This is a genomic window from bacterium (assembly GCA_021372775.1).
Taxonomy (GTDB): Bacteria; Acidobacteriota; Polarisedimenticolia; order J045; family J045; genus JAJFTU01.
In genome coordinates, this window is sequence record JAJFTU010000277.1 from 1 (window position 1) to 10,151 (window position 10,151).

The window sequence follows — 10,151 nt, forward strand, 5'->3', positions numbered from 1 at the left end:
GAGCTGAGCGGCGAGCCGTCGCGCGCCGCCGACTGCTACGCCCGCGCGCTCGCGGCCGGCGGCCCGGTGGTCGAAGCGCAGGCGGGCCTGGCGCGGCTCGCCCTCGCGCGCGGCGACCTCGCCGCCGCCCGCGCCGCCGTCGAGGCGCTGCTCGCCGCGAACCCGCCCGCCGACGTCGCCGAGCGGGCGCGCGCCGCCCTCGCGCGGCTGGCGGCGGCGAAGTGAGCGGCCGCCGGAGCGTCGCGCCGGAGCGGGGCGATGAACGCGCGCCTGCGGCTCGTTCCGCCGCGATCGACCGCGGAAGCTGGTCCCGGGCGCGGGGCGGGGCGATGAACGCGCGCCTGCGGCTCGCCGCCGCGGCGCTCGCCGCGCTCGCCGTCTTCGCCGCGGGCGCCGCGCGGGCGCAGGAGACGGCGCAGCGCAAGGGGTTCTCCGTGCGGATCGTCGAGCCGAAGCCCGGCGACATCCCGATCGGCGAGACGACGATCCGCGCCGAGGTCACGGCGCCGCGTCCCGGCGACGTCGAGCGGGTCGAGTTCTTCGTGGACGACAAGCTCGTCTACAGCGCCCCGGAGCCGCCCTACCAGGCGGTCTTCGACTTCGGCAAGAAGGGAGGCGCGCGCGTCGTGCGCGTCGTGGCGCGCCACCGCGACGGGCCGGCCGTCTCCGACTTCGTGATCACGCGTTCGACGCAGCTCCAGTACACGGTGGACGTGCGGCGCGTCGTGCTCGACGTCGCGGTGCGCGACGGCGGCCGCCGGCTCGTGCGCGGCCTCTCCGCCGCCGACTTCACGGTCGTCGAGGAGAGACGCCATCAGAAGGTGATCTCCGTCTCGCCGGAGAAGCGGCCGCTGCTCGTCGGCGTCGTGCTCGACGTCTCGGGCTCGATGCGCGAGCGGATGAAGGACGCGCAGGACGCCGCCTGCGGCTTCATCGGCGCGTTGGCCGCGGGGGACAAGGCGTTCGTGGTGGAGTTCGACGAGCAGGCGACGCTGCTCGCCGAGCCGAGCGACGACCGCGCCGCGCTCTGCGCCGCCGCCCGCTCGACCGAGGCGGTCGGCGGCACGGCGCTCTTCGACGCCGTGCACGCCGCCTACCGCGTGGTGCACGAGCTGCCGTTCGAGCGGCGGGCGCTCGTCGTGCTGAGCGACGGCGACGACAACGAGTCCCGCCTCTCCTTCGACGAGCTGCTGCAGCAGGCGCAGCTCAACGACGTCGCGGTCTACGCCGTCGGCCTCGACGTCGGCGCGCTCACTTCGGCGCGCGGACAGCTCCAGCGGCTGGCCGACCTCACCGGCGGCCGGGCGCTCTTCGTGAAGAAGGCCTCCGAGCTGTCCGGCGCCTATCAGGAGCTCGCGGACGAGCTGCGCACCCTCTACCAGCTCGTCTACGAGTCGGACAACAAGAAGTTCGACGGCCGCTTCCTGCCGGTCGCGGTGGAAGTGAGCGGGGCGCGCGGATTCGACGTCCGGCACCGCGCCGGATACCGCGCGGTCGAGCCGTGAAGGACGACGCCGACCGCGGCCGCGGACGGCCGGGAGGAACGCCGTGACCCTGCGGCAGCGGATCGGGCTGCTGATGGCCATCCCCGCGGCGGCGCTGCTCATCCTCGGCGCCATGAGCTACAACTGGACGATGGACAACGCGCGGATCGCGCGGGCGATGGAGGTCAACTTCGCCGCGCTCGACCGCGTCTCGGGGCTGGCGACGCGGGCCCAGACGGCGCGCGCCCGGCGGGACGAAGCCGCGCTCGCGGCCGCGGCGGCCGAGGCCGCGGCGGCGCTGGCCGGCTCGACGCTCGCGCCGGAGCGGATCGCCGAGCGGACGAAGGCGATCGCCGCCGCGGCGGCGGCGAGGCGGCCGTTCGGCGAGCGCGCCGACGCGGTGATCGAGGAGCTGCTGCGCGCGGAGACCAACCTGGCGTCCGAGCCGACGACCTACGGCGGCGGCAAGCTGATCATGCGGCTGCTGCTCTTCGAGTCGGTGCAGGAGCGGGCGTCGCTCCTCGCCTCCGCGATCGACGACGCCGCGGCGGCGCGGGGCGGCGCGAGCGACGCCCTGGCGGCCTTGATGTACGGCCGGCGTCTGGCGCTGGAGAGCGTCCTCCGCTCGCCGCTGCTCGAGGGCGAGGAAGCGGGCGGTTCGGCGCCCCGCGCCTTGCTCGACGGACCGGAGTGGCGCTCGATCAGCCGCTACGTCGGGACGGCGCTGCTGCCGGGCGTCGATCCGCGGGAGCGCGCCGCCGCCGCCGAGGCCCGCGCCGCGGCGGACGCCGTCTCGGCGAAGGTCGGGGCGCTGATCGACGTCGAGCGACGGCGCGCCGCGCGACGCGTGGCGACCGTGCGGAGAACGATCCTGAACCAGCGGGCCGCGTGGGCGACGGCGCTGCTGCTGATGCTCGTCGTCGCCCCCGCCGCGCTCCTCCTGATCTCGCGCGACCTCGCCAAGTCGATCCGGCGCGCCGCCGGCTTCGCCAAGGCGGTCGGCGGCGGCGACTACGGCGCGCGGCTCGACCTTCCGGGCGGCGGCGAGATCGGCGATCTCGGACGGGCGCTCGACGGCATGTCGCGGCGGCTCGGCGAGGCGATCGCGCAGCTTCGTTCGCGCGAGAAGGAGCTCTCCCAGGCCAACGCGGAGCTCGCGGCCGCGCGCGACGAGGCCGAGGCGGCGACGCGGGCCAAGGCGGAGTTCCTGGCCAGCATGAGCCACGAGCTGCGCACGCCGCTCAACGCCGTGATCGGCTTCTCCGCCCTGCTGCTCGACACGCCGCTCGACGCCGAGCAGCGCGACTTCGCCTCGACGATCCGCGCCTCCGGCGACGCGCTGCTGCAGGTCGTGGGCGACGTCCTCGACTACTCCAAGATCGAGGCCGGCAAGTTCGTCTGCGAGTCGATCGGCTTCGACCTGCGGGCGACGATCGAGGACGCGGCGACGCTGGTCGGCGAGCGCGCCGCGGCCAAGGGGCTCGACCTGGCGGTCTTCTTCGAGCCGGGGCTGCCGCCGCGGGTCGTCGGCGATCCGGGGCGCGTGCGGCAGGTCCTGCTGAACCTCCTCAGCAACGCGGTGAAGTTCACCGACCGGGGCGAGGTCGCGGTGCGCGCCGCGGCGCTCCATCCGGAGGGCGCGGCGCCGATCGTGCGGATCGAGGTCCGCGACAGCGGCATCGGCCTCACTCCCGAACAGAAGGGGCGCCTCTTCCAGCCGTTCAGCCAGGCCGACGCCTCGACGACGCGGCGCTTCGGCGGCACGGGGCTGGGGCTCGCGATCTCCCGCCGGATCGTCGAGATCATGGGCGGCGAGATCGGCGTCGAAAGCGAGTTCGGCGCCGGCTCGACGTTCTGGTTCACGCTGCCGCTCGCCGCCGCCGCCGTCCCCGCGGCCGCCGCCGCGCCGCCGCCCGACCTGGCCGGCCGCGCCGCCCTCGTCGCGGCGACGCGCGCCGACGCGCGGCGGATGCTGCGCGATCCGCTGGAGGAGGCGGGGATGCGCGTCGAGGAGGCGGCGACGGCCGAGGAGGCGCTGGACAAGGCCGTCGCGGCCGCCGCGGCCGGGAAGCCGTTCGCCGCGGTCGTCGTCGACTTCGCCGCGGCCGGCGCGGAGAGGCTCGACTTCGCCTCGCGCCTCGCGGCTCGCGTCGGCGGCGGCCCGAAGGCGCTCCTCGTCACGTCGGTCAGCGCGCGCGGCGACGCGCAGCGGGCGCGCGGCGCCGGCTTCGCCGGCTACCTCGTGAAGCCGGTCCGGCGGCAGCAGCTCGTCGAGGCGGTGCGCGAGGCGCTCGTGCCGGGCGAAGGGCGCCCGCTGATCACGCGCCATCTCCTCGCCGAGAAGGCCGCGGAAAAGCGCGCGCGGGTGCTGGTCGCCGAGGACCATCCGGTCAACCAGAAGCTGATCCTGCGGCTGCTCGAGCGGCTCGGCTATCAGGCCGATCTCGTCGGCGACGGCCGGGCGGCGGTCGAGGCGGTCAAGGCCGAGCGGTACGACGTCGTGCTGATGGACTGCCAGATGCCGGTGATGGACGGGTACGAGGCGTCGCGGACGATCTCCGCCGAGCGGGGAGCGCCGCCGATCGTCGCGCTGACGGCGCACGCGCTGGCCGGCGAGCGCGAGAAGTGCGAGGCGGCGGGGATGGTCGACTACCTTTCGAAGCCGGTCCGCCCCGAGGAACTCGCCGAGACGCTGGCCCGCATCGTGCGCAAGGAGCCGGCGCGCTGAACGGCGCCCGGCGGCGGGGGCCGGCGGCGGCGGGGCGGCGAACGAATCGGCTTCGGCGGCTTCGCGCCGACGGCCGTCTCCTTGAGGATCGGGAAGGCGGACGGCGTCCGGATCGCCCGCGCCCTCGGTCGGCGCGGCTTGCGGCCCCGGGCGCGTCGGCTCAGGGGGTCAGGCGGGCCGGCGGCAGCAACTCCTCGAGCGGCGCCGCCGCGCCCTCCGGCAGCGGCAGCATCCGCGCCGCCACCGCCAGCGTTCCCCCGCCCCAGCGGACGCGCGGCGCGGCGAGCCGCGTCCAGCCGGCGCGGTAGAGCGCGAGACGCCACTCCCCGGCGTCGTCCGGGAGGAGGACGGCCCGTCCCTCGGCGTCGGTCGCGGCGCGGAGCGGCTCCGCCGCCCGCCCGACCGGCTCGAGAGCGACCCGCACGCCGGCGAGGGGACGTCCCTCGTCGTCCACGACCGAAACGACCACGCGGGGCGGCCCCCCCTCGCCCGCCGGCGCGGCGATCGGCGCCGGCGCCCCTTGGCCGCCGCGGAGCGCGACGTCCACGACCGCCCGGTACGGGCCGCCGACGGCCAACCCCTCCACCGTCTCCGGGGCGTAGCCGGGAGCGGTCACGACGGCGCGCCAGACGCCGCCCGGCACCGCGTCGAGCGCCAGGAACCCCTGCGCGTCGGTCGCCGTGAGGACGATCGCCGCCGGCGCCTCGCTCCGCGTCGCGACCAGGACGGCGCCCGCGACCGGGCGGCGCCCCTCGCCGCGGACCTCGCCGCGCAGACGGCCGAAAGGCGCGCCCGCCCCCGCCGCCGAAACGACGGCCAGCAAGACGAACGCCGACGCCGGAAATCGCATCGCCCGAAGTATGCCTCCGTGCCCCCCACGGTGAAGCCGAGATTGTTGCAACGGAACGGCGCGGGAGGACCGTTGGCGCGGACCGCCCCGCGCCGGCGCCGACGCGGACGACGCGGAACGCCGGAGGACGTCCGAGGCGGGCGCGTCGCGGTCGCGGAGAGGCCCCGGGGCCGCCGCAACAATCTCGGCTTCACTGTGCAGGGACAGAACAAAGGGGCTGGACCGAGGTGACCAATATTCGTACACTGGACGCGGAGATGCGGTGATGGATCCGCTGCGCGTCGATGGTCTTCCTGTTCGCGCCGCCGCCGGGCTGAAGGAGCTCGCGGCGAGATGGGACGCCCGCGCCTCGGCCGCCACCGTCGTCGGACCGGAAGCCCCGGCGCGCGTCGGCGCCCGGCCCGCGGCCCGCCGCGTCGCTCCCGCTTCCGACAAGACGGAGAAAGGCCGCGCCGCGGCGCAGGGGAGCGCCCGCGGTCCGCGGCGCGCGCCGCGCGAGGCGAGCGAGCGTCAGGAGATCTTCCCCGAAGTGATGGGGTACGGGCCCAACGGCTGGGTCATTCCGCTTCCGGAAGAGGGCGCCTCCTTGGCCGGACGCGGCGTCGATCTCGACTTCTACGCCTGACACCCGTCGATCCCCGTTCAGGCCCCCTGCATCGAGCGGAGCGCGGCGACGATCGACGCCTTGTCCACCGCGCGGATCTGCGCCTCCTCGGCGGTGATCGCGCCGCGGCGCGCCAGGTCCACCAGCGCGTCGTTGAGCGTGACCATCCCGTACTTCTTCCCCGTCTGCATGATCGACGGCACCTGGAACGTCTTCCCCTCGCGGATCAGGTTCGAGATCGAGGGGATGCCGAGCAGGATCTCCATCGCCGCGACGCGGCCGCCGCCGACCTTCTTGCAGAGCACCTGCGCGATCACGCCGCGCAGCGCCTCGGCGAGCATCGTCCGCACCTGCGCCTGCTGGTCGGGCGGGAACTGGTCGATGATCCGGTCCACCGTCGAGACCGCCGTCGTCGTGTGCAGCGTGCCGAAGACGAGGTGCCCGGTCTCGGCCGTCTCGATCGCGATGGCGATCGTCTCGAGGTCGCGCATCTCGCCGACGAGGACGATGTCCGGGTCCTCGCGCAGCGCGGCGCGCAGCGCCCGCTTGAACGACTCGGTGTGCGTCGCCACCTCGCGCTGGTTGACGAGGCAGTTGCGGTTCTCGTGGACGAACTCGATCGGGTCCTCGATGGTGATGATGTGGTCGCGGCGGATCGTGTTGCAGTGGTCGATCATCGCCGTCAGCGTCGTCGACTTTCCCGAGCCGGTCGGGCCGGTGACGAGCACGAGCCCCTTCGTCAGCTTGCAGAGGTCGAGGACCGCCGGCGGCAGCCCGAGCTGCTCCGCGGTGAGGATCTTCGTCGGGATCACGCGGAAGACGGCGCCCGGCCCCTTGCGGTCGGCGAAGACGTTGCAGCGGAAGCGGGAGACGCCGGGGATCTCGTAGGCGAAGTCGGTGTCGTGGATCTCGGCGTACTCGTCCCGGTTCCGCTGGGGCATGATCGCGTCGACGAGGTCGTAGAGCTCCTGCGGGCCGAGGGCCGGATGTTCCTCGATCCGCGCCATGTCGCCGTCCACGCGCAGGATCGGCTTCTCCCCCGCCGAGAGATGAAGGTCGGAGGCCTTGCGTTCGACCATCGTGCGGAAGAGCGCGTCGATCGGCTTGGGCCCGTCGAGCGCGCGGTGCGGCGCGGGCGCCGCGACCGAAATGTGCGGCGCGGGGCGCGCCGTCCTCGGCGCGGCCCCGGGAGTGGCCGCGGCGATCGGCGCGGAGGCGGAGGGCCGGGCGACGGCGCCGGAGACCGCCGCCGGAGCGGGCGGTTCGACGGCGCCGAAGGTCGGCGCCGGAGCGGGCGGTTCGACGGCGGCCGGCGCGGGGCGGAAGGCCGCCTCGAGCGTGGAGGCGTCGACGAAGCGGAACGTCCCGACGAGCGGCGGCAGGCCCGGGCGGAGCACCTCGGCCTCCGCCGCGCCGCTCAGGCGCAGCGCCTCGAGCGCCGCGGGGTCGAGCACCTCGCCGAGCAGCGTCAGCAGCTGCTCGGTGTTCGGCTGCGCGCTGGAGGCGAAACGCTGCCCGCGCTCGGTCAGGAACGCCGGGCGGGCGCCCGACGAGAAACGCAGCTCGTACACCCCCGGCTGCGCGAGGAAAGCGAAGAACTTGTCCAACTGGGCCACGGCGACCTCGCGGCGCGGCGCGCCGTCCCTCGGGCGGGAGAAGCGCGCGGCGCGCCGGTCAATCTAATCGCCAATGGCCCATTCTCCAAGAGGGGGGGGCCCGCGGGGGCCGGCCCGCGCCCCGCCCTCCGCGGCCGCGCGGCGGAGCGGCCGGCCTCCGGTCGGCGCTAGACTGTGGCCCCCGCGGCGCGCCGCCGAGGACGCCCGCGGCCAAGAGAGGAGACCTCGACGATGCGTCTCGCCCTGCTCGTTCCGTTCGTCCTGTCGGCCGCCCTCGCGGCGCCGGCTCTCGCCCAGACCCCCGCCAAGCCCGCCCCGGCCAAGCCGGCCGCCGCGGCGAAGCCCGCCGCCGCCAAGCCGGCCCCCGCGAAGCCGGGCCAGGCGGCGAAGGCCCCGGCCCAGATCCCGAACCATCCGTTCGAGGCGGACATCGTGACCAACCGCGGCACGATCACCGTGCAGCTCTGGCCGGACAAGGCCCCGAAGACCGTGGCCAACTTCGTCGCCTACGCGAACGACGGCTTCTACGGCAAGACGATCTTCCACCGCGTCGTGCCCGGCTTCGTGATCCAGGGCGGCGGCTACACCGCCGACGGGTCGGAGAAGGCGACCAAGCCGCCGATCCGCCTCGAGGCCGGCGAGTCGAACAAGAAGTACACGCTGGCCATGGCGCGCACGCGCGACCCCCACTCCGCGACCTCGCAGTTCTTCGTCAACCTCGACGACAACGCCGAGGCGCTCGACCCCGGCGCGCGCGGCCCCGGCTACGCGGTCTTCGGCCGCGTCGTGCGCGGCATGGACGTCGTGGAGGCGATCGCCAAGGAGCCGACGCAGAACTCCGGCGGCGCGTTCACCAACGCCCCGGTCAACCCGGTGGTGATCGAGAAGGTCGTCGTCCGCTTCTGAACTTCCGCGCGGGACGCGGGCGGGCCGGAGCGTCCGCCCGCGCTCCCCGTCGCCGTCAGCGGGTCAGGTCCACCAGCTCGACGCCCAGCTCCCGCGCGAAGTCGCCGATCCGCGCGTCGCGGTAGAACTCGCCGTAGCAGATCCGGCGCACGCCGGCGTTGACGAGCAGCTTGAAGCAGTTGAAGCAGGGGCTGGCGGTGACGTAGATCTCGCCGCCGTCGATCCGCACGCCGTTCCGCGCCGCCTGCGCCACGGCGTTGGCCTCCGCGTGCACCGTGCGCACGCAGTGGTCGTTCTCCATCAGGTGCCCCGCCTCGTCGCAGTGCACGGACCCGCGCATCGAGCCGTTGTAGCCGGTGGAGAGGATCGCGCGGTCCCGCACGATCACCGCGCCGACGTGCTTGCGGTCGCACGTGCTGCGCGTGGCCACTTGGCCGGCGATGTTCATGAAGTAGTCGTCCCAGTCGGCGCGCGTCTGTGCCATGCCCTTCGTCCCCTCCGCCCTCACTCGCGGTTGCGGCTCCACTTCGGGTGGGTGATGTCGTACTTCTGGATCTTGTAGTTCATCACGCGGCTCGAGACGCGCAGGAAGCGGGCCGCGTCCTTCTGCACCCAGTCGTTCAGGCGCAGCGCCTCGAGGATGACCATCTTCTCCAGCTCGTCGATGTCGATCCCGTCGGGCGGCAGCCGGACGATCGCCCCCAGCCGCCCCGGCGTCTCGGCCGCCCCCTGCTCGGCGCCGCCGACCGTCAGGTCCTTCGCCTCGAGCTGCGTCCCGTCGGCCATCAGCACGGCGCGCTCGACCGCGTTCTCGAGCTCGCGGATGTTCCCCGGCCAGTTGTGGCGCAGCAGCGCGCGCACGGCGGTCGGCGCCATCCCGCGCACCGGCTTCTTGAGGTCGCGGGCGAACTTCTCGAGGAACGAGGTGGCCAGCGGAACGACGTCCTCCTTCCGCTCCCGGAGCGGCGGGAGGTTCACGGTGACGACGTTCAGCCGATAATACAGATCCTCGCGGAACTCGCCCTCGGCGATCGCCTTCTCCAGGTCGCGGTTCGTCGCGGCGACGACCCGCACGTCGGCCCGGATCGTCCGCGTCCCGCCGAGCCGCTCGAACTCCCGCTCCTGCAGCACGCGCAGCACCTTGGCCTGCGTGCCGGGGGACATCGTCCCGATCTCGTCGAGGAACAGCGTCCCTTCGTTCGCCAGCTCGAACCGCCCGATCCGCTGCCGGTCGGCGCCGGTGAAGGCGCCGCGCTCGTGGCCGAACAGCTCGCTCTCCAGCAGGTTCTCCGGCAGCGCGGCGCAGTTGACCTTGACGAACGGGCCGTCCTTGCGCGTCGAGTGGCGGTGGATCGCCTGCGCGATCAGTTCCTTGCCCGTCCCCGTCTCGCCGAGGATCAGCACCGTGGCGTTGGACGGCGCGACCTTGGCGACCATCTCGAAGACCCGCTTCATCTGCGGCGATTCGCCGACGATGTCGTCGAACCGCCCGACGATCTCGCGCCGGTCGAACTCCTGCAGGCGGGAGAGGAGGCGCCGGTGCTCGAGCGCCCGCTGCGCCTTGAGCTCGAGCTCCTCCAGCTGGAACGGCTTCTGAATGTAGTCGTAGGCGCCGAGCTTCATCGCCTGGACGGCGCCCTCGACCGTGCCGTAGGCGGTCATCATGATCACCGCCGTCGAGTCGTTGACGAGGCGCACGCGGCGCAGCAGTTCCAGCCCGTCGCATCCCGGCATCCGATAGTCGGTGATCACCAGGTCGAAGACCTGCTCCTCGATCGCCTTCAGCGCCGCGGCGCCGTCGTCGGCCTCCGAGACCTCGTGGCCCGCGTCGCGGAACGCCTCGGCGATCCCCTCCCGCAGGTGGCGTTCGTCCTCGGCGACGAGCAGCTTGCGCATCGCTCCTCCCGCTTCCCGTCACTCGAGCGGGAGGCGCGGCAACCGCACGCGGAACGTGGTTCCCTTG

The 10,151-nt window shown here is 74.2% G+C and carries 9 protein-coding genes; 5 read left to right on the plus strand and 4 right to left on the minus strand.

The annotated features are described in order from the left end of the window. The 3 genes from LLG88_09710 to LLG88_09720 form a co-directional block, all read left to right on the plus strand. Positions 1 to 225, plus strand: a 225-nt coding sequence (locus LLG88_09710; GenBank protein ID MCE5247179.1) for a hypothetical protein, incomplete at its 5' end; no start/stop codon positions are given. Between the two features lie 104 nt (positions 226 to 329). Beyond that, positions 330 to 1,505 (plus strand): VWA domain-containing protein, encoded by a 1,176-nt coding sequence (locus LLG88_09715; protein ID MCE5247180.1) that lies wholly within the window; start codon positions 330 to 332, stop codon positions 1,503 to 1,505. 43 nt (positions 1,506 to 1,548) lie between these two features. Beyond that, complete coding sequence (locus tag LLG88_09720) at positions 1,549 to 4,212, plus strand: response regulator (GenBank protein MCE5247181.1); 2,664 nt, start codon at positions 1,549 to 1,551, stop codon at positions 4,210 to 4,212. Between the two features lie 160 nt (positions 4,213 to 4,372). On the opposite strand, the gene LLG88_09725 is transcribed toward LLG88_09720, so the two are convergent. Then, positions 4,373 to 5,062, minus strand: a complete 690-nt coding sequence (locus tag LLG88_09725) for a carboxypeptidase-like regulatory domain-containing protein (protein MCE5247182.1) — start codon at positions 5,060 to 5,062, stop codon at positions 4,373 to 4,375. Between the two features lie 265 nt (positions 5,063 to 5,327). Between LLG88_09725 and LLG88_09730 the strand changes: the two genes are divergently transcribed. Continuing rightward, complete coding sequence (locus LLG88_09730; GenBank protein MCE5247183.1) at positions 5,328 to 5,687, plus strand: hypothetical protein; 360 nt, start codon at positions 5,328 to 5,330, stop codon at positions 5,685 to 5,687. 17 nt (positions 5,688 to 5,704) lie between these two features. Here the strand turns inward: LLG88_09730 and LLG88_09735 are convergent, their stop codons facing one another. Further along, complete coding sequence (locus LLG88_09735) at positions 5,705 to 6,817, minus strand: type IV pilus twitching motility protein PilT (GenBank protein MCE5247184.1); 1,113 nt, start codon at positions 6,815 to 6,817, stop codon at positions 5,705 to 5,707. A gap of 696 nt (positions 6,818 to 7,513) precedes the next feature. On the opposite strand from LLG88_09735, the gene LLG88_09740 reads away from it, so the two are divergent. Next, complete coding sequence (locus LLG88_09740; GenBank protein MCE5247185.1) at positions 7,514 to 8,188, plus strand: peptidylprolyl isomerase; 675 nt, start codon at positions 7,514 to 7,516, stop codon at positions 8,186 to 8,188. Positions 8,189 to 8,243: 55 nt separating this feature from the next. Here the strand turns inward: LLG88_09740 and LLG88_09745 are convergent, their stop codons facing one another. After that, positions 8,244 to 8,672 (minus strand): deaminase, encoded by a 429-nt coding sequence (locus tag LLG88_09745; GenBank protein ID MCE5247186.1) that lies wholly within the window; start codon positions 8,670 to 8,672, stop codon positions 8,244 to 8,246. A gap of 20 nt (positions 8,673 to 8,692) precedes the next feature. Continuing rightward, a complete protein-coding gene (locus LLG88_09750; protein ID MCE5247187.1) occupies positions 8,693 to 10,084 on the minus strand; it encodes a sigma-54 dependent transcriptional regulator in 1,392 nt (463 codons plus the stop codon). Positions 10,085 to 10,151: the final 67 nt, after the last annotated feature.

What these genes read in the sequence shown, in the direction of transcription:
- LLG88_09715 (MCE5247180.1), top strand. Translation starts at nt 330, where the DNA reads ATGAACGCGCGCCTGCGGCTCGCCGCCGCGGCGCTCGCCGCGCTCGCC.
- LLG88_09725 (MCE5247182.1), bottom strand. Translation starts at nt 5,062, where the DNA reads ATGCGATTTCCGGCGTCGGCGTTCGTCTTGCTGGCCGTCGTTTCGGCG.
- LLG88_09730 (MCE5247183.1), top strand. Translation starts at nt 5,328, where the DNA reads ATGGATCCGCTGCGCGTCGATGGTCTTCCTGTTCGCGCCGCCGCCGGG.
- LLG88_09740 (MCE5247185.1), top strand. Translation starts at nt 7,514, where the DNA reads ATGCGTCTCGCCCTGCTCGTTCCGTTCGTCCTGTCGGCCGCCCTCGCG.
- LLG88_09745 (MCE5247186.1), bottom strand. Translation starts at nt 8,672, where the DNA reads ATGGCACAGACGCGCGCCGACTGGGACGACTACTTCATGAACATCGCC.
- LLG88_09750 (MCE5247187.1), bottom strand. Translation starts at nt 10,084, where the DNA reads ATGCGCAAGCTGCTCGTCGCCGAGGACGAACGCCACCTGCGGGAGGGG.